Origin of the sequence: Rossellomorea aquimaris (assembly GCF_020171925.1) — a bacterium.
GTDB lineage: Bacteria > Bacillota > Bacilli > Bacillales > Bacillaceae_B > Rossellomorea > Rossellomorea aquimaris_F.
This window is the reverse complement of the sequence record NZ_JAIVAR010000008.1, coordinates 1-23,592: the sequence shown is the minus strand read 5'-3', so window position 1 is coordinate 23,592 and position 23,592 is coordinate 1. Positions and strand designations below refer to the sequence as shown.

The window sequence follows — 23,592 nt, the reverse complement described above, 5'->3', positions numbered from 1 at the left end:
TTCATGCGGAAGATAGTTTGGTTACATAGCATGCACACCCTAATTTTAGTGTAATATTTTCTGACTATGGGTATTTGTTATGCAGAGGTGAATATAATGGCTAATTTTTCTCCTGAAGGACGAAAGAGAATCATGAAATCCATTAAATCTAGATCAAAGCTTGAAGATAAAGTATCCAAAGAAATGTGGAAAAGGGGATACAGATTCAGAAAAAATGTAAAGACCTTGAAAGGGAAACCCGACATAGCTATAAAGAAGTATAAAGTTGTAATCTTTATTGACTCTTGCTTCTGGCACTTTTGCCATCTTCATGGCAGATATCCTAAAACAAACCCTGAATTCTGGAGGAAGAAGCTTGACCGGAATAAAGAAAGAGACCAGGAGGTAAATGAATATTTTTCTGAAAAAGGGTGGCATATATTGAGGGTTTGGGAACATGAGATCACTGAAGATTTTATTGGTACTATTAATAAAATCGAAAATTTCATTAAAGCGGCCAAAAGCAAATAGAAGATAAAAGATGGGGCAGAATTTCAAAAGCCCCATCTTTTTGTTTATTTATGGGTGCTTGACCATGTATCTGCTAATGCCTCACTAAAAATATCTGACAACTAATAAAAAGTTCAAAACTTTTAATTTCACAACCAAATATCAGTTGTTATTTTCAACTTTTTTCCTTTACATAAAACATAAGCCCTGATATTATAATAATCATATATCAAAATAATTAATTATCACATATTTTTTACCCACATGACTTTCACAAAAAACACCCAACCAATACCCACAAGGAGGAAAACTCATGCAGTTTATTCCAACTGAAAAAGAAATGGCCATGCTTGAAAAAATCGTGAAGTATCATCCAGAAGAGTATGCAGTTGTTAGGTTAACGGATACCATGCTTCATAAAGCTATCATCGATGCTTCCGCTCCCATTCGTACCGTTCTAACAGGAGTTGTGGACTACGGAAATATGATCCAAGGTTCTGATGGAAAGGTATTAGCAGAATCCATAGTCATTACGGATAAGGTAATTCCTGTCCAATCCAGCTTTTATCGACCTAAAACCAAAAAAGGTGATCCACGCTTGTGGATTTATGGGCTAAAAAAATTCATTGGCAGCGGTGATATGATTTATATTACTGTCCATGAAGGTAGAATGGTTGTAATTCCCTTAACTGATGAGGGATTCACTCCAAACTCTATAAGTGAGTTCTTTGGACATGAAGAGGAAGATGCAATCAAGGCAGAACTCATCTTATTATTATCTGGTATCGCAAAAGAACCCGAAATAAGTGTGGCACCTGACCGCACAAAATCAGCCGCCAAAGATGTTGGGGAAACTTTCGAGAAACTTCTGGGCATCCTTCCTAATTCGGATAAAGTTGCCGACTTTAAATCCAAGATTGAACTAAAATCAAAAAGAGCAGGAGTGAGAACAAGTGATACCTTGTTTTCCATGGTACCTGATTGGAAGAATAGCTATATCCCCTCTTCAAATGAGATGATACGGCAGTATGGTTATCCCTCAAAGAAATACCCCGGTTTTATGGATCTCTTCGTGACGGTTTCTAATAAAACAAATAATCAGGGATTATCCTTAGAAGTAGATGAAGAGAATAATCTGTTGTACCAACTTTACGAAGATTCTTCGGGGAAAAAAATCATTACTTGCTCCTGGAATTTAAGCGAGATAAAGGAGCGGTTACTAAACAAACACCCTGAAACTGTTTGGGTTGTAGCAGAGGAAACCAAAATAGATGGAAAGGTCTATTTCCACTATAACAAGGCAGTATATACTCGGGCTCCGATTTTCAGTTCATTCCTCCTGTTGATATCCCAAGGTATCATTACTTACGATTGGCGCGGCAGAGTCAAAGAAGATGGTACCGGGTATAAAGATAAGGGGCATTGTTTCCGCATTAAACCAAAGTTCCGGCATCTCTTGTTTGCAGAAACTGAAACAATCAATCTAGAAGGTGAAGCAGGGATTTCTGGTCAGTTAGAGATATCTGGAGGATACAGCTCTAGCTTAGGAGAACAAACACAACTAGTTTTTGAATAGTAATCCTGTACTCACAAAAAACAAAAGAAGGATAACAATTGTTATCCTTCTTTTAAATCGTGAGCAGTATGTTTAGGTTGCAAGCTGTTCTTCGCGTGTGTTTTCTTCTTCAGTCGTTTCAATTAATGCTTGTTTGATTTCCCTTGCAATTGCATAAGCAAGTAAAGGTGGTACCGCATTTCCTACTTGAGTATACTGCGGGACTTCATCCTTCCTCTTGTCTCCACCTGTAGTCCTTTTCCCCACAAATTCAAAACTATCATCAAAACCTTGAATTCTTGCCATTTCTCTCACAGTCAATATTCTATTTAAGACAGGGTGTATAAAGTCATCAGGTAGCGTTAGCATGGTTGGCGCAGTGCCTGCACCGTTAATTCTTATCCTTGAATCTTTCCTTGTCAACAATGCATCCAAAAAGAATTCTGTTATTTTTTCTGGTTTATTCATAAATAAGTCATGGATATACTCTTTGGTGTAACTTTTATTCCAACTTTTTTTGCACTGATCATAAAGCAAGGCAAATTCTTCAGGAGAAATGTCAGTATTCGCTAGTACAACTCTCACCTTTTTGTCCTCTAACCCGGTGTCCCAGAACTTAATAATCTTTTTTAACAATGATTTGTATTTTTTGTTTCCCTCTTTTTCGCTTAAGTCCGAATAAAGATCGGGCTTTAACTCATGGATAGCCTGCTTTAATTCACTAAGGTTGTGTGAAGAATTCGAATTAAATATCAGCTCCCTGAAGAGGTTAGGGTATTCATTTAGGTCTAATCCCTCAGAAGTAATTTTTTTTATCACATGCTTAGTTGACTCCCCTTGGGAGAACAAAGAAAACCTTTCCTGTACAGCAGCAGTGTGTGAGGAAGTCTCTTGATTATAAGCACCGAAATAGTTTGGGATGGGCATGCCGTTATCAAAATGCGGTGTCCTTCCATTTTGTAAATCCGCTGCATATCCAGATAGTTCCTGACCGGAGAACAGGTCCCCTATCGCTTCCATAACTGTTACTTTCTCACTGGGTTCCTTCGTGATCGGTACGGGGTACTGGGCTTTAACTGCATCTTTTCTTGAGGCAATTAGGATAGCCCTGTTTCTCCTTTGTGGTACTCCGAAATCAGATGCATTCAAAACTCTAATAGGGTCTACATTATATTTTAGGGCATCAAGCTCTTGGTGCAATACTTCAGTTACTAATGAGTTGTCTGGATACTTTTTACCACTAACACTCTCGAAGTCGGTATTCAACTCCATACTTAAAAGTCCCTCTACGTTCTCCATCACAACATATTTTGGTTTTATTTCGTTAATAATGCGTAAATACTCCCTGAATAGAGTATTTCTAGGATCATCCTTATCCCTTTTGCCAGCAATGCTAAAACCTTGGCAAGGTGGGCCTCCAAAGATTACATCTATTTCTTCTAAACGATTATCCTTAAACATCTCAAGATTATTGATATCCGAAAGGATTTTATTTCCATTAAGATCTCTAATGTCTGAAAGTTCAAAATGTGTATTAATCCCTTGGATTAACCCCAATTGTTTATGCCTTTTTTCATAAGTTTCCTTGACATGTGCACTTCTATCACTAGAGTACACTATATGAAAGCCCGCTTGCATGATTCCTTCGCTGAAACCACCGGCTCCACAAAATAAGTCTATTGCATAAAACACTACGCTTCACCTCATTTATAAATTTACCATAAATCGACCCAACCTACCAGGCGCAATCAGGTAATTTTTTTTGGAAAAAAAAGAGGATCAATTATCAGACATAATTGATCCTGTGTAAATCATAATATTTCATTAAATATAACCTTTTTCCTTTAGGGACACAAACTTCTCGTCTCCAACTACGATATGGTCCAACAACTCAATTCCTAGGATCTTACCTGATTCAGCTAAGCGCTTTGTTACCTCTATATCTTCTTTACTTGGTGTTGGATCTGTACTTGGGTGGTTGTGCGCTACAATGATAGATGCTGAATTAGAAAGAACTGCAGGTTTTAGTACCTCTCTGGGATGAACTATGCTGGCACTTAAACTCCCAATATGACAAACGTTAATTGCTGTAGGCTGATTTTTGGTATCTAAGCATATTACAATAAAATGTTCCCTATCCAAGTCAAGAAAAAATCTTTTAGTTAGAGTATACGCATCTGCCGGGCTAGTAACCCTTCTCTCAGGATAAAGAAAACTCTTCTCCCTAACCATTTTCAGGCTAACTATATCAACTCTTTTTGCTGACTTTGTTTTCAATACGCTCTGTTCTGACACTTTCACTTGGTTCTTTGACTTTGAATATAACATAATATTCCCCTCCATTTGGCACATCTATAACCTAAGATGGCCACTAAGTTTTTATTCAAAGGGATAATATATAGTTATTTTTGCTGACTTTACGTAACATTCCGCTGAATGTTTGTTAATCAGCATAATTTCCAAAGGCTCTTTTAATTTCCTAATAGGCATGAGAAGAAATAAGATGTTTATTTCCAATCCCATTTTTTCCAGTGAATAGCCTCCCCATGGGATTTAGCTATTGTGTCTTTCAACATCCATAATGCATTATCTGCATTCTCAAAATCACCCGTGAAACACCCAGAACAGAATTGATGACAGTTATCCATAAAAACGTGATATTTTCTGCTTTTTCCTACCGCTGCCATAGCTCTGCTTCCTGCTAACGGAAAACCGATTGACCAATAAGGAGCATCCGTAAAATAAGGCACGTAAATATGTTGGTGTACTGTAGTAGGATGACTTGTAAAATCTACAAGTGAGCATTCTGATATTTCTCCATTTCCCTTTAGTGCAACAACTTTGTTATTACCAACGTATATCCCTGAGTGTCCCTCTGTACCAAATCCAAGATCAGTATAAATTGGGGAACCAAAACTAGGTTCAACTTTACTTTTGTTAGCCGTTAAACCGATTGGAGCTATTGTACTCTTATGCTTGTTTAACGAGCCTTCAGAGTCGTCTATAATCTGTATTGCGATCTTTATCGGTTCAGTTACCGCAAAAACTACTAAATCTACAAATTCTCTTAACATGCTTTAACCTCCAGAATAAATATTGTGTTTGTAGTTCTTATTAATTTGATTTGTCGCATTAAAGGTACGTCCTTTTCCTTTTGTTAAGTCATTATCCCCCCTTTAAAACACAAAAAGATGACCCCAACGAAGCACCTAAAAGACAATTAAAATAGGCCTCGCGAGACTTATAATAATTGGTATTTTATCGCTTCCGTTGTTGTCATCTTCAAAATGTATAATTATTATTGATTAATTTCCTTTTAGCATGATAACCATTTTCCAAAAATTCATACCTCTTAGATAAGAGATAAAATCTTTTTTCTCGGTATAACCTTTGGTCAAAGGCTCCTCATTAACTCTCCAAATTTCCGGGAGGCTTCTGTTTTCATTGTTTTTGTAACATGCAGATATACTCGTTTCGTAATATCGTCTTCAACATGCCCTAAACGTTCCATTATTTCGTGTATGCCTACTCCGGCTTCTGCAAGTAGAGATGTATGTGTATGACGGAGTGAGTGAGGGGTCAATGTAGTATTGAGGCCAGACAACTTTAATAGACGGGTCATCCGATTCTGTATAGTCTTAATGAGTTCTGGGTATCCAAGATAGTTACCTGTTTTAGCAAACACAAAATCCTTATCATAATAGGTATTACGGTTTAGCATTTTAAGTTCATTCTGTCTTGCTTTAAGTCTATCCAACTCTTTAAATACAATAGAATCAAGCTCTATGGTCCTTTTAGAGTTTTTAGTTTTTGGTGGTAAAAGTTGATATTCTTTAATAATGTTTCTGGGATTATAATATGTCTTTGTAACACTGATTGTGGATTCCTTATTTGAAAGATCCTTCCACATTAATGCACATAATTCTCCAACCCTTAGCCCTGAATAGGCTAAGGTGAGAAATATCTCGTAATCACGATCTAATCCTTCTTCCTTAGCTGTTCTTAGAAAAAGAGCCAACTCCTCTTTCTCTAAATATTTAACTATCTCTTCTTCACTTTCCAGTTCTTCAACTGTTTTTATTGGCCGCGGGAGCTTTGCAAACTGGGTTGGATCATTTTTTATGATCTCCAGCTCTATCGCTTTTTTAAAAATCATCCGTCCAGTTGAGTGAATACCAGAAATTGTATTAAGAGCATATCCTTTTTCAAACAAATCATAGAGTACTTCTTGATACATTTTTCTGGTTATCTGCTTTACTTTCAAACCTTCAAAATAGTGTAGTAACTTGCCAGATTCATGATCACGGACTCTAACAGTGCTAACTTTTACTGTGCTTGAATATTGCTTTAACCAATCTTTTACAAAATCCTTAAACATAGTCTCTTTCTCATTGATATACGTACCATGGCCAATTTCCTGTTGTAATTTAGCTGCCTCTAATTGTGCCTCTTTTTTAGTTCTAAAGCCAGATCGAGTCTTTTGTTTTCTCTTTCCCGTCTGAGGATCAATCCCAATATCAATAGTGAAAGACCAAGTGGACCCTCTTTTTCGAAAGTAACCTTGCATGTCTTACCTCCTTAAAGTCATTGATAAAGCGAATATCAGGATATTACATTCGCCTTTTAAAAAATCAAGAAATTACCTTCCGCTTGCTATCCAACCAGGCAAAGAAATCATCACGATATACAACTTTACGATTATTAACTTGTAATACGGGAAAATCAGGATCTTGGGATAAAGAGTATACCGTAGACTTAGAGAAACCTAGTATTTTTGTAACATCTTTCATTTGTAGAATAATTGGATAGTCATTACGCGTCATTAATAAATCACTCCCTCAGCACACATTTTAATAATATATATTTCAAGTTGTTAATTTACCGACATAATGAGGCCTTCCTTTCAACAACTATATTTGTAGACATTGTAGACGTACTTTAATAATCCTTATCAACATTATTTATCATTTCAGATTCAATCGTTTTCAAACTTATACCACGAAATCCTCTCAAAGCATTTGATCCATACATTCGTAATTTATCTTCCTTCACACCAAGATTTTTAATTTCGATAAAGAACTCAGATTTACTCAAGGCTTTTACACCATTTTCTTTGCAATATTCAAAATATGATGGGTACAAATGCTTCCTTTGAACTTTTAAATCATAATTATTTGTATCAACAATACACATATCATCTATGAAGTCAGGGACATTGTTTAAATCACCAATGTAATGTTTTTTAAATTCCTTAGCATCATCACTTTCTGTAAAAATGAAGTTCTGCTGCTTCAGTTCTTCTAATCCTTCCAAAGCCCAATGAATAATTTTTGTTCTCTCTTTCTCGCTAAGTAGTTTGTTTAATAGTTCTTTGTCGCGCTTTTCTTCCGGTACAGGATGATTAAACATTAAAAAATGTAAGCGATCAGTAAATGCCGACGTTCCATCTAATTTATTTACAGGAGGCATATAATTACCTGCTGCTACAAGTTTTGTACGTCCATAAAAGTGAAATGGATCTTCTCCTTTTCGTTCGGCTGTTAGTAAGTCTCCTCCAGTTACTGCTTTAATTACAGATGTTCCTTGTATTTTTCCATTTTCATCTAATTCAGCTGTTATATTTAGCTTGGATTTAAAAAATTCAGCAGTCATAAAACGGTTACTACCTATCTGATTTAATGACATTGAAGTAGTGTGGCTGCTCCCAATTAATGCTCTCCAGATTGAAAGCCAAACACTTTTTCCCGTGTGAGGTAAACCAATGAGTAGAAAAAACTTTTTCGCTCTCCATTCATTACTTATAATGTATCCTGTGACTTGCTGTAACGATTTGGCTTTATTAACATCCCCACCTGTACATTCTTGAATAAGTTGATCGAGATGAGAACCATAGAACTTGTACGGGGTATTTGGCTTATATATTTTAATTTGTTTTTTTCTATAGTCTGCATCAATGTAACTAGTAAATAAAAAATCAGAACTATGAGGATAAGTTTTCCCTGTTGTAGTGTCATATACTAAATCACGAAAATTAATTAGATGGGTATTGCAATCAAAGTTATCGTATCTTAACTGCAATTCAGGACTCGTTCTTATACGGTGGGCAACTTCGATAATTTTATTTTTTGGAAGTTTCATATCTAATTCTTTAGGAAGACTTTTTCTAATGGCTATATGGAGTTCTGTTTCAGATAAGTCTTTGAAGTAACCATATTGATGATCATAAATTCTTACTTGTCCTTCAAATGACTTTACGATATTTTCAGCTAAGAACTTGGTTGTTGCTAAATAATCAATAGGTTGCTTACTTCCATTTTTAGTCTTTTTCTCCTCTTGCATTTCAGCTAGGTTAGCTCCTATTAAATGATCCTTGGATTTTCTCTTATCTGCGGATTCACGTTCTTTATAATACGTTACTGGTAAGTCAACTTCTTGTTTGGACAGAACCTTTAACTCTTTGTCTACATTGTTTTTTAAAATGTAATCATAATGTGGAGTGGTATCTACAGAATTTAAAACGGCTGCACTCTTTCTAGCTAAAACGTCACCGTTTGATTGCCCAGGCTTCTTAATTTGCTCTGTTTCAATAATACTTTGAGCTTCATTATATAAATGAGATTGTGAAAGACCTTCTTCTTCTAAGGATATGTTAATAAACATCTTTTTCTCTTTATTCATGATCAATCTCATCCCCACTTTCATAAAGACCTGAGATAGAGTAAGCAATATCAGGAATTGTATTCATTAAATGCCCAAACGCTAAACACCTTGCACTGGCTATAGTAGATGAGGTGTCGGCGAAATATTCACTGAATTTGTTATATTTCAATAATGAGTCGTATACCTGAAGCTGTGCAAAGTTCTGATTCTCCACATATGTGAGAATTATCTCTCTTTCATCATATAAGTCTTTTTCTGAGTGAGTAATAAATTGATCATTAAAATTGATGTGTAAACGTTTTTTATTCTTACTTTGATCAATAATAAGGTATATATTATCTTTACAACTTTTATCACTACTATAGAAAAGTTGTTGCTCACCAATTTGTCCAAAACAAATCTGAAGATCCCCTCTGCTGTATACAACTAATATGCTTTGAAATTTTACTCGTTTTCCCTCAATAACAAATGAGTTAATTCTCTCTTGGTGACAGAACAACGACATCTTCTTCTCATTGTTATCCAGTGCTTCTTTAAAGAACTTTTCAAATTTTTTTTGAGGTATCTTATTCATTTTCTTTAGCCTCCATTAATTGTTTTCTTTCTGCTCCATTAAGATAACATCTCAAAAGGCTGCTTCTAATTAGGATTGAGTAGTCTTTTGTCCAAAACCTAATTAGAACTAGATAAATAAAAGGTTAAAAAAATCATGAATTTATAAATTTTTTAATTGGATTTTATTTGTATGTGTTCTCAAGAAACTAATTAAGTTAAAAAGGAGTTAACCAAAACGTCTACATTGTCTACACCAATTAAAACCCCTTGAAATTGAGGGTTTTAGATAAAAAAGAACGTAGACCATAATGGTCTACGCCTTGTCTTCATGTGTCTACTCGGACACCTAAGAAATCGTTTTATTAATAATTTTATGGGGTTCAACAGTAATAGAACAATTATATTTTGCCGAGATTTCTTTTAATTTATTGACATCAATCCCCAACTGAGCCATCTCTTCTCCAATATTTTTATTCAATTTCTTTTGTTTCATATGTCTATGACCTTCTACTTTAGATCTTATTTTTTGCCGTTCATCATCAATTTTCCCAATGAAATTGAAATCGGACAAATCTATAGTTTCCGAACTGTTATTATTTTTTTCTATGATATTATTTTTATACTCTTGGGTGGTTTTAAATATCCCGGATTCAAGCCAAATCTTAAATGTTTTGGTTAACTCCTCTTGATCATTAGAATCTGAAAGTGACTCGAATTCTCTTATATGATTTAAAAATCCCTGAAATATAATATTATAATTCTTGTTTATTCTTCCACTTGCTTGTTCAATATGCTTCCAAGCTATCTTGAGGCCTTTGGTCACTTTTAATTCAGATTTAATATCAATTCCAAATTCCGAGAGTAAATCTTCTCCCCGATAATAATTTTGAGTTTTCAAAATTTGATAGATATGTAGTTGTTTCTTTAAATTCTCCACTTTCATTTCAGCGTGATCATCTTCAACTCTCCTATAATAGTCAGGTAAATCCTCAGATATAAGTTCCACTAATTTATTCTTTACGTATTCCTTAAAAAACGGAACGATAACCAACGACAATAGGAATAAATCTGAAAGTTTATTTTTATAGTGCGGCAACGATTCACTTTTAAAAAGCTCGTCTATCAATAAGAGCTTAAAACGTATATCCCCAACAAACAAAAATGATGCTAATACTGGAAAATATTTTTCATCCACATCTTCTAAATTTTCGTATAAGCCAATTTTGCGAAGCATTAAATAAAAAGTATTATATTCAAATAACCAAACATCTTGAGAAGTATTATATTCAACTTGTTCTAAGGCTTTTATAAAGCGATTGAAATGTAGCTGCTTATTTATGAGCTCTTGATTAAAATCTGTGATTTTATTAAACGGCTTTACTAGCGATTGAGCTAACCTTGATTTTCTTGGTGCATATTTTACATACAAAGGATAGAATGACCCAACTTTTTTAGAATTCTTCTTCCACTTTTCCCTAGATTCAGGCATTAATGCATTTTCATCAAAGGAGGTCCAATTATACTCGTTTTCTAACTTATGTTCAATTTGACCAGAGGTGAAAAATCCTTCAATATAACTTAGCTGATTAAATAAGTCTCGTGGTGTATTAAAAAAAATCTCATCAATTATATCTTCTATTTTTTGCCCTAAAATCTCTTGTCCCGTTAGTTTCATTAATGTTTTCTTACTGGGATATTTCAAATTGATTATCACATCTTGGATGATAAGGTGGAGTACATATTTCTTAATATATTGAGCTGCTACCTCAGTGTCTAATTCAAGATCATTACAGAGTCGTTTGAATTCTCCCCCTGGATCTATTGCATTGAATATTTTTTCATAATTCAATTCTTGATCCAAAAATGTGCTGTTTGAAAACTTAAAGCCGGCATACTTGTATACTTGCTTTTTAAGAATTTCATCAATTTCAATTTTTAAGTTGTGCAAAGTTTTCCACTTCTTTCTAATACAAATGAGATTTATTTTTTTGTCTTTGTGTATTTTGTATAATAAAATCTTTTATTGCTTCTCTCTCAATTCGGTAGGAATTCGCAACACGAAAAGAAGCTATCTCCCGCGTTCGCACCAGCCTATATGCCGTTGAGAGACCAATTCTCAATATATCGGCTAGTTCCTCCACTGTAACCACTTCATAATAATCTTCATACATGTCTTTTTCCTCCCATATATTTTATCATTTTATCTGTACACCATATAACGTTAACTGTTATTATTCACTGTTATCTTAACGTATTGTTTATAAAGTCAATTATTAAAAATAGGTCAGTCTACATTTAATAATCATTTTTTTACATAAAAAAAGATCTCTCAGATTTTGTTCTGAGAGACCTTTTTTAATTTTGTGGTCAAAATGTGGTCAGACAGCTTTTCCTTTCAGGGAAAGACCTGTAATAAAAGGTTTAAAGCCTCTTATTACATCATGCCGCCCATTCCACCCATGCCGCCCATACCGGACATATCCGGCATGCCGCCGCCTTCTTCAGGAATGTCCGCTACTACTGCTTCTGTAGTCAAGAACATTGCTGCAACGGATGCTGCATTTTGAAGTGCAGAACGAGTAACCTTCGTTGGGTCAACGATCCCTTTTTCAACCATGTTCACCCATTCGCCAGTTGCTGCGTTGAATCCTACACCCACTTCTTCTTTCTTCAGGCGTTCAACGATGATCGAACCTTCAAGTCCTGCGTTGTGAGCGATTTGACGGATTGGCTCTTCAAGTGCGCGAAGCACGATGTTGATACCAGTTGCAACGTCAGCGTCCGCTTCGATTGAAGCGACTTTGTTGTAGACGTTCACAAGGGCAGTACCACCACCGGAAACGATTCCTTCTTCTACTGCTGCGCGAGTAGAGTTCAATGCATCTTCGATGCGTAGTTTGCGCTCTTTAAGCTCAGTTTCAGTTGCAGCTCCAACTTTCACGACTGCTACACCGCCAGCAAGCTTAGCAAGGCGCTCTTGTAATTTTTCTTTATCGAATTCAGAAGTAGACTCTTCGAATTGAGCACGGATTTGGTTCACGCGTGCTGCAATCTTTTCTGGATTTCCAGAACCTTCTACAACTGTTGTGTTTTCTTTTGTTACGACAACTTTCGCTGCGCGACCTAGTTGAGTCACGTTTGCAGATTTAAGGTCTAAGCCTAAATCTTCAGTGATGACTTCACCGCCAGTAAGGATGGCAAGGTCTTCAAGCATTGCTTTACGACGGTCACCGAATCCAGGAGCTTTAACAGCCACTGCATTGAATGTTCCGCGAAGTTTATTCACCACTAATGTTGCAAGTGCTTCACCTTCAACATCTTCAGCAACGATCAACAATGGCTTGCCTTGTTGTACCACTTGCTCAAGGACAGGAAGTACTTCCTGGATGTTTCCGATTTTCTTATCCGTGATCAAGATGTATGGATTCTCAAGAACCGCTTCCATCTTGTCAGAGTCTGTTACCATGTATGGAGATGCATATCCGCGGTCGAATTGCATACCTTCCACGACGTCAAGCTCTGTTGTGAATCCTTTGGATTCTTCGATTGTGATGACACCATCGTTACCGACGCGCTCCATTGCTTCAGCAATCAGTTGACCAACTTCTTCGTCAGCAGCTGAGATCGCAGCAACTTGAGCGATTGAATCTTTGCCTTCGATTGGCTTAGAGATCGCTTTAAGCTCTTCAACAGCTGTTTGAACAGCCGCTTCGATTCCTTTACGTACGCCAACTGGGTTCGCTCCAGCCGTTACGTTTTTAAGACCTTCACGGATCATCGCTTGTGCAAGAACCGTTGCAGTTGTCGTACCGTCACCGGCGATTTCATTTGTTTTGCTTGCTACTTCAGCAACAAGCTTCGCACCCATGTTTTCGAATGCATCTTCAAGCTCGATTTCTTTCGCAATGGTTACACCGTCATTTGTGATAAGTGGTGAACCGTACTTTTTCTCAAGTACCACGTTGCGTCCTTTTGGTCCAAGAGTTACTTTTACTGCGTTTGCTAATTGATCTACCCCGCGAAGCATGGAACGGCGTGCTTCTTCGCTAAATTTAATATCCTTAGCCATATTCAAAGTCCTCCTCTTATTTGTTTAAAGAATTGTTTTATATTCGATTATTTAATTATTCGCCAACAACAGCCAGAATGTCACTGTCACGAAGGATCAGATATTCTGTGCCTTGGTATTTCACTTCTGTACCAGCATATTTACTGAAGATGATTCGTTCGCCGACAGCCACTTCAAGAGCAACGCGCTCACCGCTGTCAAGAACGCGACCTGTACCTACAGCAACAACTTTACCTTCCTGCGGCTTTTCCTTTGCGGAGTCCGGAAGAACGATACCGCTTGCTGTTTTTTCTTCTGATTCGACTAGCTCGATAACGACGCGATCACCTAGTGGTTTTAACAAGTGAAACAACCTCCTTGAAATTATGTAAATAGTTTTTTATTAGCACTCGTTTGTCTTGAGTGCTAACACAATTATTATAATAATTAATTCGATTTCTTTTTGCAAGAGTCCTGCTTAAAATTTTTTTCGTCATTAATCTCCTTTTTTCACACCTCTCTATCCTATGTCCGGGTTTGTCTTTCTATTCCTACTTTGGTTTCTACCCTCATATTCAGATATGGAATTGTCTTTCATACACCGCTGTTGGTTTCCGTGCAAGACTTCGCTTTCCGCGGGTAGCCCCTGAGCCTCCTCGCCGCTTCGCTCCTGTGGTGTCTCACCTGCTTTTCCCTCCGGATTCTTCGTCTTGCACTCCAACCAACAGCTGGAACCAGTCAAATTGTATAAAGTGATTCTAAAGTAGGCTTATCATATTAAGGCTAGAGTCGATTGAAACGCAAAGGAACCACCATTCATTTTTACAAAAACAAATTCGAAAACAACATTAAACCCCTACCATTTGAACACTCCACGATTTCTTAGTAGAATTGAACAAGATGACGATTAAAGGAGACGAAACGTTGAAAAAACATTTTGGATATATATTGATTGCGTATATTGTGATGCAGCTTTCGAGTATCGTCGGGATTCCGCTTCTGATGAAGATCGGGACGGATGTGCTCGGGAATCCTGAAGAGCAGGTCAAACAGCTTGTGCCGGGGTACTGGCTCATCATTAGCTTTACGCTGACACTGCTTGTGGTATGGGGCATCCTCCGGAAGAGTGAAACGAGCACAAGGCTCGAACGCAGTTCTCCACTTAATGTGGGAAGCTCTGTCGGCTGGGCGATTGCTGGGGTGTTCATCGCATTCTTCGCACAGTCCATTGCCATCCAGATTGAATATGCGATTGGAATCGAGATGGGATCTGAGAATACACAGGCGATCATCGGGATCATCGAGAAGGTGCCCGTGACGATGCTTGTGGCTGCCATCATCGGTCCGATCCTTGAAGAGATCGTGTTCAGGAAGATTATCTTCGGCGTGCTGTATGAGAAGATGAATTTCTTCTTTGCGGCCTTGATCAGTTCGGTCATATTCGCACTTGCCCACTTCGAACCGGAGCATGTGATCCTGTACTCTGCGATGGGCTTCACGTTTGCTTTCCTATATGTAAGAACGAAGAGAATACTCGTGCCAATTTTTGCTCATGTGGCGATGAATACATCCGTCGTTCTGATCCAATCTATTTATAAGGATGAAATTCAGAAGATCATGAATGAAGCTGAAAAAATACAAGGATTTATTGGAGGACACTTTTTATGAGAAGATCACCGCTTTTCTCCGGAGTGATCTATCTCCTGCTCGGAATACTTTTCACATACTTTGCGATACAGAATGTAAGAGATGATGGTTGGGGATTTTTCACTTATATGCTGGTCTTTCTGGCCACCCTTGATTTCGGATCCGGGCTCAGGATGGTCATGATCCATTTCAAGATCAGGAAACAACTTCATAATAAAAAATAAGGATTGATCCTCTTCGGATCAATCCTTATTTATATTCTCTTCAAATTGTTCCATCTCTAGCTTTTGTTCCGCTTCCAGTACTTTTTTATATCCGATCTTCGAAATCCAAAGACTGATTTCGTAGAGGATGAATAAAGGAACGGTCACCATCAAATGCGAAATGATGTCAGGCGGTGTGATGAAGGCGGCGATAATGAAGAGCACAAAGTAGGCTACCTTCCTTCCGCGCGCCATAACCATCGGGGTGACGATCCCCAAACGTGTCAGGAACAACATCGCGACGGGAAGCTGGAATAAAAATCCAAATGGAATCGTGATTTGAAATAAGAAATGAAAGTACTCATTGATGCCGATGACCTGCTGGATCTCAAGGTTCTCAGACAGTCCCATCATGAACTTCACGACATATGGAAACAGGATGAAGTATGAAAAGGACAATCCGGCAAGAAAGAGAAGGACTGATACTGGTATGTAGCTGAGCGTAACCTTTCTTTCCCTCTCATAAAGACCAGGGGAAACGAACGACCATAATTGATACAGGATGACCGGCGATGTGATGATCACAGCGACGAAGATGATCATCTCCATGTATATTTTAAGCGGATCCGTCACCTTGAAGGCATTCATGGTCATATCCTTCGCTTCATCGGCGTGCTGTAAATACGTAATCAACGGACCTGCAAGGAAGAAACCCGCAATGACCGCCAACAAGAAGAAAACGACTACAATCATGAGTCGTTTTTGCAATTCTCCTATATGCTCATACAATGTCATGTCTCTCTGACTTTGACTCATGGCGTTCATCCTACTCTATTACTTAGCATCTTTTGATTTATCGTCATCATCTGCTAAGCCTTTTGTTGCGTTTTTGAATTCACGTAACGTATTTCCGAATGCTTTCCCGAGTTCCGGCAATTTCTTGGGACCGAAGATCAGTAAAGCAACAATTGCGATTAATACGAGGCTACCTGGACCTGGCATAATGACACCTCCTCTTTTTCATCTCTATCATAACTCAATTTCAATGAATTGGCTATTCCGTGACAATTCCATCTTGTGACATTTCCGTGTCATCTTCTGAATAATGCTTCAAAAAGTAAACCAGTGATTGCAGTTCCACCGCTAAATCGATATGGTGGACGCGGATATGGTCGGGCACCGTCAATCTGGCCGGCGTGAAATTAAGGATTCCCTTGATCTTCGATGAAACCAGTCTGTCTGTGATGTTCTGAGCAGAAGAAGCCGGCACAGTCAAGATCGCCACTTCGATGTTCTGATCCTCTAGTTTCTCTTCCAGGTCATCAAGATGGTAGACGGGAACATCACCGACCTGCGTACCCACTTTTGACTCATCGACCTCGAACGCCATTTCAATCTTTGTATTATTATTTTTTATGAAATTATAGTTTAAGAAGGCGGTTCCGAGATTTCCGACACCGATCAATACCACTTTGGTCAGGGCATCCTGATCGAGCGTCTTCCTGAAGAAAGAAAGAAGATAGTTTACATTATAGCCATAACCTTTTTTCCCTAATGCACCGAAGTAGGAAAAGTCCCTGCGGATTGTGGCCGAATCGACCTTCACTGCTTCACTTAATTCCTTTGATGAAACCCTCTGCTTCCCGGATGAGTATAAATTCTTGATAAAACGATAATACAGCGGCAGCCGTTTAGCCGTTGCCTGTGGAATTTTTGTTGTATCCTGATTCATCTAGTATTCCCCCACATCTATTCAAAGCCCGTTACTTCCGTCTCCCATAAACCTGTGAACGCTTCCAAAAATAACGGATAACCTTTTTTTCTCGTCTCATACCCATCATACACTATATTCTATCCTATATGTGTGAAGATTAATAGTCATTCCTGGACATGCAGGATTGCCGTTCTCCTCACAAATACGGTACACTAGCACTATGAAATAGAGGTGAAACGTCATGATTCTACTACAAGTGAATCAACTTAGCAAAAACTTTGGTGCAGATACAATTCTTTCAAACATAAAACTTGAAATACAGACAAGGGACAGAGTCGCGCTTGTCGGCCGTAACGGCGCGGGCAAATCGACCCTTTTAAAAATAATTGCCGGTCAACTATCCCATGACGCCGGTGAAATCACAAAGCCCAAAGGGGTGTCGATCGGCTACCTCGCACAAAACACGGGACTTGAATCCGACCTTTCCATCTGGGATGAAATGCTGACGGTTTTCGAAGGGCTACGTGCTCAGGAAAAGCAGCTCCGTGTCCTTGAAAAACAGATGGCAGATCCTTCTGTCTATGAAAAGCCCGATGTGTATGAACGCGTTCTGAAAGAATATGATCAGCTTCAGGTCAGTTTCAAAGAATCGGGTGGCTATCAATACGAAGCAGACATCCGTTCCGTCCTCCACGGGTTGAACTTTGCGGATTTCGACTACGAAACGAAAATATCCACATTGAGCGGCGGGCAGAAGACCCGCCTGGCACTCGGTAAACTGCTCCTGACGAAGCCCGATATCCTGATTCTCGATGAGCCGACCAACCACCTTGATATCGAAACCTTGTCCTGGCTTGAGACCTACTTGCAAAGCTATGAAGGAGCCGTACTGATTGTGTCCCATGACCGCTACTTCCTGGACAGCGTCGTCAATCAGGTCTATGAAATCTCCCGTAAACGAAGCAAGAAGTTCATCGGGAACTACAGTAAACATCTTCAACAGAAAGCGGAAGACTATGAAAAAGATATCAAAATGTATGAGCGTCAGCAGCAGGAAGTCGCAAAGCTCGAAGACTTCATCCAACGGAACATCGCCCGTGCTTCCACGACGAAGATGGCTCAGAGTCGCCGTAAGAAGCTGGAGCGCATGGACTTGATGGATCGGCCACTCGGTGATGAGAAATCCGCCACGTTTTCGTTCGGGATCGATCGTCAAAGCGGAAATGATGTCTTGAAGGTGAATGATCTCTCGATTGGATATGGTTCTCAGGAAATCATATCAAGCCATATCGACTTTTCCGTCAAAAAAGGGGACAGCATTGCGCTCGTCGGACCGAACGGAATCGGGAAATCGACCCTCTTGAAGACGCTTGTGGATAAACTACGTCCATTAGCCGGCGATTTCAAATTCGGCTCGAATGTATCAATTAGCTATTACGATCAGGAACAAGCAGATCTTTCATCAAATAAAACCGTCCTCAATGAACTATGGGATGAATACCCGATAAAGAACGAGAAGGAAATCAGGACCGTCCTCGGAAATTTCCTGTTTTCAGGTGAAGACGTACTGAAGCCGGTATCTACATTAAGTGGAGGCGAAAAGGCGAGACTCGCCCTTTCAAAGCTGATGATGGAGCAAGGCAATGTCCTCATCCTCGATGAGCCGACCAACCATCTTGATCTCGACAGTAAGGAAGTGCTCGAAAGCGCGCTGATCGATTACCCTGGTACAATTCTATTTGTGTCTCACGACCGTTACTTCATCAACAGGATCGCAACCAAGGTGCTTGAACTCTCAAAGAACGGTTCAACCGAATACCTCGGTGATTATAATTACTATGTGGAAAAGCTTCGCCAGCAAGAAGAGCTCGCTGCTCTTGAACTCGCTGAAAAAGGACAGCCCGCATCCGGTACGGCTACCCAGCAAAAGCAAAACCATAAAATCGATAAAGAAGCAAAAAAGCTGGAACGTCAGCGCCGAAGAAGGATCGAAGAAATTGAAACCCGGATGGAAGAACTCGAAACGGTCATCGCGGAACAGGAAGAACTGCTCTGTGATCCGGATATCTTCCAGGACCATGAAAAGGTCCAGGAAATCAATGATAAACTGAATACCTCCCAAGAAGAGCTCGACGAACTTTTGGAAGAATGGACAGAGCTGGAGGAACTTCTCCAAGAAGAACAGTAATCCACAGGTTTGAGTAATATCACATTACTCAAACCTTTTTTATTCCACATCGATATCCACATGTCGAATGTTGTCAAACCGTTATTCACATGAGTTTTCCACATTATCCACAACGTTACTAACAGTTATGCACATTTTACGCTTGGATAGCCCCCATCTTTTTCACAATGTGTTCACATCTTATCCTAAGTTACTCACAACTTATCCACAATCTGTTGATAAAACATATGTTCGTTTCTGCTCATTGTCTTTATATTGCAACTTTTCACGTTTTTCCACAAAAAAGCGTCCACTTTTCCACAAACAGCGATTCGACAGTATTCACCCTTACACTTATTCACATGTTATGCACTTTGCTGAAGGCTCTGTTCCGGTGGACTTCTTCTTTTACACAGAGGGACGCGTTTAACGATCTTCAATATGCAAACTAAAAAGCTTAGAAAAGGAAATGATCCTCTTCTAAGCCTTTTACAATCGTTAAAAATTCTCGATATCCAATCCGGGATTGGCATTCATGGCCAAGTCGCCTCTTTTACCTTGTTCGAATAAAACGGTTCCTGCTGCTGCGATCATCGCTGCATTATCAGTACATAGGGACAGAGGAGGAATGATCAGTTCCGTATCAAGATCCTTGAACGCTTCTTCCAAAGCCGCCCTCAGCCCTTTATTGGCTGCCACTCCACCTGCCACTAACAATTGTTCCACTTTATATTCCTGCACAGCTCTTACCGTTTTCGTCACAAGCACATCAATCACACTAGCCTGAAAGCTTGCTGCAAGATCCTGCGGCTCAATTGTTTTTCCTTTTTGCTTCGCGTTATGCAGCGTGTTGATCACCGCTGACTTCAAACCGCTGAAGCTGAAGTCATAAGAGCCTTCTTCGAGCCATGCCCTCGGCAAATCCAGGTTCGGCTCCCCTTCATGTGCGAGACGGTCGATATGAGGACCGCCTGGATATGGGAGACTCAATGTCCGTGCAACTTTATCATACGCTTCCCCTGCTGCGTCGTCCCTGGTTTCCCCGATAACTTCAAAGGAACCATGCTCCTTCATCAAAACAAGCTCCGTATGTCCCCCCGAAACGACAAGGGATAAGAGAGGGAACTTCATTTCCTTCACCAGACGGTTCGCATAAATATGCCCCGCAATATGATGGACCCCGACGAGCGGCTTATTATGAGCAAATGCAAGGGCCTTGGCCGCATTCACCCCGATCAGGAGCGCCCCGACCAATCCAGGTCCTTCCGTGACTGCCACACAATCGATCTCTTCCATTGTCATGCCAGCCTGATCCAGTGCTTCTTCCAGCACAAGCGTCACTTGCTCGACATGGTGACGTGAAGCAATTTCCGGCACCACTCCACCAAACCTCTTATGACTTTCGATTTGGGAAGAAACAATATTCGTCACAATCTCCGTACCATTCTTAATGATGGCTACCGCTGTTTCATCACAGCTCGTTTCAATTCCTAATACAAATACATCTTTTTTCATAAATTCACCCACATCACTAAAGCGTCTTCTTGATTATCTGAATAATACCTTTTCCGGATTCCTCCACCCTGGAATCCAAGCTTCCTATATAATCCCTGTGCAGCCTTATTGCTGACCCGGACTTCAAGCGTCATCACATTTGCGCCGACTTCCCTTGCGATCTCCATGATCCTTTTCATGAGCGCTTCTCCGATGCCTTTTCCCCTGTAATCGGGAAGCACCGCGACATTCGTGATGTGCGCCTCATCCACAACGAGCCATACACCACAATAGCCAGCCACGCAACCACCTTCTTCAGCGACGACATAGGTGGACAAGTGATTCTGCTCTATTTCATTGTAAAAAGCTTCACGACTCCAAGGTATTGCGAACGAACGATGCTCGATCTCAAGGACGGCATCCAAATCATCAATGGTCATAAACCGTATATCCATATCTTCTGAACGATCCTTTTTTCTCATTTAAGAGTTTTTTTGCGACTCCAGCCACTTCACCTCAGCTTCGGCGAGACGAATATAATTCGGTACGACCTCGTGAGCCGTTCTCTCCTCAAGCTGGGCCCCTATGAAAGCAAGCTCCGATGGACGCGGGTTGTTGCTCACAAACGGAGCAATCACCGCTTGATCCCCCAACACTTCCTTGATTTTTTCCTCATGGATAGTGACATCATTACCGATGAATAAGATGTCCCCATCATAATCTTTCAACTTTTCCACCCAGTCAGCCAACAGCATATTCCGGTCATCTTCGACCTGACTTATTTTGTCACCCTCGAACCGATATAGTCCTGTATACACCTGACCTCTTCTAGCATCAAAGATCGGAGCGATATATCCGTTAAAATAACGGCCCGATGACGCGAGAACCGCAAGACTCGATACCGGAATCAGCGGGATATTCAGTGACCACGCAAGCGTCTTCGCCAATGTCACCCCAATCCGCACACCTGTATAAGAACCCGGTCCATTCGCGACCACGATCCTGTCCAGGTCTTTCGCCTCCGTATCACAATCCTTCAAAAGCTGCTCAATCGCAGGCATTGCCCGCACCGAATGATTCTTCTTCTTATTCGTGATATACTCACCGATCACCTGATCTTCTTCAATCAACGCCACCCCTAAAGGAAAGTTCGACGTATCAACCGACAATATCTTCATGAAACAATCTCCTTACATAACTCATTATACCTTTCACCGTAAGGCTTTAATACAATCCTACGTGCCGTATCGCCCTCTCTGTAAATCGACAGGCTCAATAACTCCCGTGGAAGCTGATCCTCTATCAGATGGGCCCACTCCACAACCGTCACGCCTTCCCCTTCAAAGTACTCATCGAATCCCAAGTCTTCAAAGGAATCATCCAGCCGGTACACATCCATATGATAAAAAGGCAGTCGTCCCTTGTACTCTTTTATAATTGTAAACGTTGGACTGTTCACCGTCCTCTTCACTCCAAGCCCCTTCGCAAGTCCCTTCGTGAAGGTCGTCTTCCCGGCCCCAAGATCACCTTCTAATGTTATCACATCTCCCGCTACAAGGTACTGTGCCAATCTCTCGGCAAACGCCCCCGTCTCCTCAGGAGTATTTGTCATTATTTCAACCTGATCCATAACTATCTCCTCAACTTCAAGTAGAGTATAAAAAACCCTTAGGACAGCACCTAAGGGACAATGTATATATGTAGTTTACCCTTTTTGGGGTATTTGAGTAAAGTGATGTTGATGGGTTGGGGTGATTTTTGAGAGGGATGTTGGAGGATTGGTTTTTTGTGCGCGTGTTATTGGTAGGTGATTGGGTGGTTTTTGTGGATTGTGTGGGGATTGTGGATGTAGTTGGTTGAAGGGAAATGGTTTTTGTGGAATGTTTGTGGATTGTGGATTATGGATTTCGCTAGTTGGAGCGAAATGTTTTTTGTGGATTGTTTGTGGATCGTGGATGTAGCTCGTTGAAGGAAAATGGTTCCTTGTAGATAGTGGTGGGATTGTTTTTGATGAGCGGAGTTGGAAAATTAGTATAGGATGTGGGCGTATTAATGGATTTTTGAATTTTTTAGTTAGTTGTGAGGTGTTTTTGGCGTTTAAGCGTATTTGTGAGCTGGTTTTGAGGTTGATTTTAGGTTTTTAGGTTTGTTGGGAGAGCAAACTGGTGGTTCTGATTTAATTTTAAGTTTAAATTTGATGTCGTATCCGGGTTTATGCTCCATTTTGGAGATTTATGCTCCTAATTGAGATTTTATGCTCTTATCTAGATTTTTATGCTCTATTAACAATCATTCTAAATAAAACCTTCAAGCTGCACAAAACAGATCTTCAACCAAATTTCTTCTCATAAAAACGAAAACCAAAACTACTCATCACACCAAAAAACTTTCTACAAAATAAAAAAAAACGAAACCAAAAGTTTCGTTTACGTGTAAAGTAATGGCGGTCTGGACGGGACTCGAACCCGCGACCTCCTGCGTGACAGGCAGGCATTCTAACCAACTGAACTACCAGACCAATGTTTTTTGCGCTAGCAAAAGAACTGTCCATTTGCGCCAGCAAAATATCTTTCAATATAATGTTTTGCAAAAATGGTATTGCGGGGACAGGATTTGAACCTGCGACCTTCGGGTTATGAGCCCGACGAGCTACCGAACTGCTCCACCCCGCGACGATAAGATTGGTAATATATAGATTATATCATACTATATGCTACCTGTGTTAGATTGTGTGAAAAAAATTTAATACTCGCCTGGCGACGTCCTACTCTCACAGGGGGAGAGCCCCCAACTACCATCGGCGCTGAAGAGCTTAACTTCCGTGTTCGGCATGGGAACGGGTGTGACCTCTTCGCCATTATCACCAGACGAATATTCAATTGAAGGTTTGTTCCTTCAAAACTAGATAAAGGATTGATGTCAAGATTACCGGTATTGCCGTTTGTTCATTTAAAAATGACTCTTTGTGGTTAAGTCCTCGATCGATTAGTATCAGTCAGCTCCACATGTCACCATGCTTCCACCTCTGACCTATCTACCTAGTCATCTTCTAGGGATCTT

General features: G+C 39.8%; 23 protein-coding genes, 2 tRNA genes and 2 rRNA genes. 5 read left to right on the top strand and 22 right to left on the bottom strand.

Annotation, left to right across the window (positions count from 1 at the left end):
• Positions 1-96 precede the first annotated feature (96 nt).
• Both LCM10_RS18555 and LCM10_RS18550 read left to right on the top strand, forming a co-directional pair.
• Complete coding sequence (locus LCM10_RS18555) at positions 97-510, top strand: very short patch repair endonuclease (protein ID WP_224877761.1); 414 nt, start codon at positions 97-99, stop codon at positions 508-510.
• 292 nt (positions 511-802) lie between these two features.
• The gene (locus tag LCM10_RS18550; RefSeq protein WP_224877760.1) at positions 803-2,065 is read left to right on the top strand and encodes an MvaI/BcnI family restriction endonuclease; all 1,263 of its coding nucleotides are present in this window, start codon (positions 803-805) and stop codon (positions 2,063-2,065) included.
• A gap of 72 nt (positions 2,066-2,137) precedes the next feature.
• On the opposite strand, the gene LCM10_RS18545 is transcribed toward LCM10_RS18550, so the two are convergent.
• The 11 genes from LCM10_RS18545 to groES all read right to left on the bottom strand — a co-directional run bounded on the left by LCM10_RS18545 (position 2,138) and on the right by groES (position 13,671).
• Positions 2,138-3,736, bottom strand: coding sequence for a DNA cytosine methyltransferase (locus tag LCM10_RS18545; RefSeq protein WP_224877759.1), 1,599 nt, complete (start codon positions 3,734-3,736; stop codon positions 2,138-2,140).
• Between the two features lie 132 nt (positions 3,737-3,868).
• Positions 3,869-4,372, bottom strand: coding sequence for a JAB domain-containing protein (locus LCM10_RS18540; RefSeq protein ID WP_224877758.1), 504 nt, complete (start codon positions 4,370-4,372; stop codon positions 3,869-3,871).
• Positions 4,373-4,551: 179 nt separating this feature from the next.
• Positions 4,552-5,118: a lecithin retinol acyltransferase family protein gene (locus LCM10_RS18535; protein WP_224877757.1), complete on the bottom strand. Its 567-nt coding sequence runs from the start codon at positions 5,116-5,118 to the stop codon at positions 4,552-4,554.
• Between the two features lie 320 nt (positions 5,119-5,438).
• Entirely contained in the window at positions 5,439-6,611 is a 1,173-nt protein-coding gene (locus LCM10_RS18530; RefSeq protein WP_224877756.1) for a site-specific integrase, read from the bottom strand.
• Between the two features lie 64 nt (positions 6,612-6,675).
• Positions 6,676-6,834, bottom strand: coding sequence for a helix-turn-helix transcriptional regulator (locus LCM10_RS18525; protein ID WP_224877882.1), 159 nt, complete (start codon positions 6,832-6,834; stop codon positions 6,676-6,678).
• A gap of 148 nt (positions 6,835-6,982) precedes the next feature.
• A complete protein-coding gene (locus LCM10_RS18520) occupies positions 6,983-8,722 on the bottom strand; it encodes a phage/plasmid primase, P4 family (RefSeq protein WP_224877755.1) in 1,740 nt (579 codons plus the stop codon).
• A complete protein-coding gene (locus LCM10_RS18515; RefSeq protein WP_224877754.1) occupies positions 8,715-9,278 on the bottom strand; it encodes a hypothetical protein in 564 nt (187 codons plus the stop codon). The genes LCM10_RS18520 and LCM10_RS18515 overlap by 8 nt, the downstream gene beginning before the upstream one ends.
• 327 nt (positions 9,279-9,605) lie before the next feature.
• Positions 9,606-11,207 (bottom strand): hypothetical protein, encoded by a 1,602-nt coding sequence (locus tag LCM10_RS18510; RefSeq protein ID WP_224877753.1) that lies wholly within the window; start codon positions 11,205-11,207, stop codon positions 9,606-9,608.
• Between the two features lie 16 nt (positions 11,208-11,223).
• Positions 11,224-11,430, bottom strand: coding sequence for a helix-turn-helix domain-containing protein (locus tag LCM10_RS18505; protein ID WP_224877752.1), 207 nt, complete (start codon positions 11,428-11,430; stop codon positions 11,224-11,226).
• Between the two features lie 263 nt (positions 11,431-11,693).
• Complete coding sequence (gene groL / locus LCM10_RS18500) at positions 11,694-13,328, bottom strand: chaperonin GroEL (protein WP_224877751.1); 1,635 nt, start codon at positions 13,326-13,328, stop codon at positions 11,694-11,696.
• Between the two features lie 55 nt (positions 13,329-13,383).
• Complete coding sequence (gene groES, locus LCM10_RS18495) at positions 13,384-13,671, bottom strand: co-chaperone GroES (RefSeq protein ID WP_224877880.1); 288 nt, start codon at positions 13,669-13,671, stop codon at positions 13,384-13,386.
• Positions 13,672-14,231: 560 nt separating this feature from the next.
• Between groES and LCM10_RS18490 the strand changes: the two genes are divergently transcribed.
• Together LCM10_RS18490 and LCM10_RS18485 are read left to right on the top strand one after the other, a co-directional pair.
• Complete coding sequence (locus LCM10_RS18490; protein ID WP_224877750.1) at positions 14,232-14,975, top strand: CPBP family intramembrane glutamic endopeptidase; 744 nt, start codon at positions 14,232-14,234, stop codon at positions 14,973-14,975.
• Positions 14,972-15,178 (top strand): YdiK family protein, encoded by a 207-nt coding sequence (locus LCM10_RS18485; protein WP_224877749.1) that lies wholly within the window; start codon positions 14,972-14,974, stop codon positions 15,176-15,178. Before LCM10_RS18490 ends, LCM10_RS18485 begins: the two co-directional genes overlap by 4 nt.
• Positions 15,179-15,196: 18 nt before the next feature.
• Here LCM10_RS18485 and tatC read toward each other — a convergent pair whose 3' ends face one another.
• The 3 genes from tatC to LCM10_RS18470 are packed head-to-tail and all read right to left on the bottom strand — an operon-like array spanning position 15,197 to position 16,889.
• Positions 15,197-15,973, bottom strand: coding sequence for a twin-arginine translocase subunit TatC (gene tatC / locus LCM10_RS18480; protein ID WP_224877748.1), 777 nt, complete (start codon positions 15,971-15,973; stop codon positions 15,197-15,199).
• Positions 15,974-15,991: 18 nt separating this feature from the next.
• Positions 15,992-16,159 carry a twin-arginine translocase TatA/TatE family subunit gene (locus LCM10_RS18475; RefSeq protein WP_032085426.1) on the bottom strand — a complete coding sequence of 56 codons (168 nt, stop codon included), beginning with the start codon at positions 16,157-16,159 and terminating at the stop codon, positions 15,992-15,994.
• Positions 16,160-16,211: 52 nt separating this feature from the next.
• Entirely contained in the window at positions 16,212-16,889 is a 678-nt protein-coding gene (locus LCM10_RS18470; protein ID WP_224877747.1) for a redox-sensing transcriptional repressor Rex, read from the bottom strand.
• A gap of 223 nt (positions 16,890-17,112) precedes the next feature.
• On the opposite strand from LCM10_RS18470, the gene LCM10_RS18465 reads away from it, so the two are divergent.
• Positions 17,113-19,059, top strand: coding sequence for an ABC-F family ATP-binding cassette domain-containing protein (locus LCM10_RS18465; RefSeq protein ID WP_224877746.1), 1,947 nt, complete (start codon positions 17,113-17,115; stop codon positions 19,057-19,059).
• Positions 19,060-19,536: 477 nt separating this feature from the next.
• On the opposite strand, the gene tsaD is transcribed toward LCM10_RS18465, so the two are convergent.
• The 8 genes from tsaD to LCM10_RS18425 all read right to left on the bottom strand — a co-directional run.
• Positions 19,537-20,553, bottom strand: coding sequence for a tRNA (adenosine(37)-N6)-threonylcarbamoyltransferase complex transferase subunit TsaD (tsaD, locus tag LCM10_RS18460; protein ID WP_224877745.1), 1,017 nt, complete (start codon positions 20,551-20,553; stop codon positions 19,537-19,539).
• On the bottom strand, positions 20,550-20,972 hold the full coding sequence (gene rimI / locus LCM10_RS18455; protein ID WP_263621562.1) for a ribosomal protein S18-alanine N-acetyltransferase: 423 nt from the start codon (positions 20,970-20,972) through the stop codon (positions 20,550-20,552). Before rimI ends, tsaD begins: the two co-directional genes overlap by 4 nt.
• 42 nt (positions 20,973-21,014) lie before the next feature.
• Complete coding sequence (tsaB, locus tag LCM10_RS18450; protein ID WP_224877743.1) at positions 21,015-21,710, bottom strand: tRNA (adenosine(37)-N6)-threonylcarbamoyltransferase complex dimerization subunit type 1 TsaB; 696 nt, start codon at positions 21,708-21,710, stop codon at positions 21,015-21,017.
• On the bottom strand, positions 21,707-22,162 hold the full coding sequence (tsaE, locus tag LCM10_RS18445) for a tRNA (adenosine(37)-N6)-threonylcarbamoyltransferase complex ATPase subunit type 1 TsaE (protein ID WP_224877742.1): 456 nt from the start codon (positions 22,160-22,162) through the stop codon (positions 21,707-21,709). The genes tsaB and tsaE overlap by 4 nt, the downstream gene beginning before the upstream one ends.
• An 811-nt stretch (positions 22,163-22,973) precedes the next feature.
• A tRNA-Asp gene (locus tag LCM10_RS18440) sits at positions 22,974-23,050 on the bottom strand.
• An 80-nt stretch (positions 23,051-23,130) separates the two neighbouring features.
• Positions 23,131-23,204: transfer RNA gene (locus LCM10_RS18435), tRNA-Met, on the bottom strand.
• A gap of 79 nt (positions 23,205-23,283) precedes the next feature.
• Positions 23,284-23,400, bottom strand: a 5S ribosomal RNA gene (gene rrf, locus LCM10_RS18430).
• Positions 23,401-23,497: 97 nt separating this feature from the next.
• A 23S ribosomal RNA gene (locus LCM10_RS18425) occupies positions 23,498-23,592 on the bottom strand; the annotation flags it as partial.

What these genes read in the sequence shown, in the direction of transcription:
- LCM10_RS18555 (WP_224877761.1), top strand. Translation starts at nt 97, where the DNA reads ATGGCTAATTTTTCTCCTGAAGGACGAAAGAGAATCATGAAATCCATT.
- LCM10_RS18550 (WP_224877760.1), top strand. Translation starts at nt 803, where the DNA reads ATGCAGTTTATTCCAACTGAAAAAGAAATGGCCATGCTTGAAAAAATC.
- LCM10_RS18540 (WP_224877758.1), bottom strand. Translation starts at nt 4,372, where the DNA reads ATGTTATATTCAAAGTCAAAGAACCAAGTGAAAGTGTCAGAACAGAGC.
- LCM10_RS18535 (WP_224877757.1), bottom strand. Translation starts at nt 5,118, where the DNA reads ATGTTAAGAGAATTTGTAGATTTAGTAGTTTTTGCGGTAACTGAACCG.
- LCM10_RS18530 (WP_224877756.1), bottom strand. Translation starts at nt 6,611, where the DNA reads ATGCAAGGTTACTTTCGAAAAAGAGGGTCCACTTGGTCTTTCACTATT.
- LCM10_RS18525 (WP_224877882.1), bottom strand. Translation starts at nt 6,834, where the DNA reads ATGAAAGATGTTACAAAAATACTAGGTTTCTCTAAGTCTACGGTATAC.
- LCM10_RS18520 (WP_224877755.1), bottom strand. Translation starts at nt 8,722, where the DNA reads ATGAATAAAGAGAAAAAGATGTTTATTAACATATCCTTAGAAGAAGAA.
- LCM10_RS18515 (WP_224877754.1), bottom strand. Translation starts at nt 9,278, where the DNA reads ATGAATAAGATACCTCAAAAAAAATTTGAAAAGTTCTTTAAAGAAGCA.
- LCM10_RS18505 (WP_224877752.1), bottom strand. Translation starts at nt 11,430, where the DNA reads ATGTATGAAGATTATTATGAAGTGGTTACAGTGGAGGAACTAGCCGAT.
- groL (WP_224877751.1), bottom strand. Translation starts at nt 13,328, where the DNA reads ATGGCTAAGGATATTAAATTTAGCGAAGAAGCACGCCGTTCCATGCTT.
- LCM10_RS18485 (WP_224877749.1), top strand. Translation starts at nt 14,972, where the DNA reads ATGAGAAGATCACCGCTTTTCTCCGGAGTGATCTATCTCCTGCTCGGA.
- tatC (WP_224877748.1), bottom strand. Translation starts at nt 15,973, where the DNA reads ATGAGTCAAAGTCAGAGAGACATGACATTGTATGAGCATATAGGAGAA.
- LCM10_RS18475 (WP_032085426.1), bottom strand. Translation starts at nt 16,159, where the DNA reads ATGCCAGGTCCAGGTAGCCTCGTATTAATCGCAATTGTTGCTTTACTG.
- LCM10_RS18470 (WP_224877747.1), bottom strand. Translation starts at nt 16,889, where the DNA reads ATGAATCAGGATACAACAAAAATTCCACAGGCAACGGCTAAACGGCTG.
- LCM10_RS18465 (WP_224877746.1), top strand. Translation starts at nt 17,113, where the DNA reads ATGATTCTACTACAAGTGAATCAACTTAGCAAAAACTTTGGTGCAGAT.
- tsaD (WP_224877745.1), bottom strand. Translation starts at nt 20,553, where the DNA reads ATGAAAAAAGATGTATTTGTATTAGGAATTGAAACGAGCTGTGATGAA.
- rimI (WP_263621562.1), bottom strand. Translation starts at nt 20,972, where the DNA reads ATGACCATTGATGATTTGGATGCCGTCCTTGAGATCGAGCATCGTTCG.
- tsaB (WP_224877743.1), bottom strand. Translation starts at nt 21,710, where the DNA reads ATGAAGATATTGTCGGTTGATACGTCGAACTTTCCTTTAGGGGTGGCG.
- tsaE (WP_224877742.1), bottom strand. Translation starts at nt 22,162, where the DNA reads ATGGATCAGGTTGAAATAATGACAAATACTCCTGAGGAGACGGGGGCG.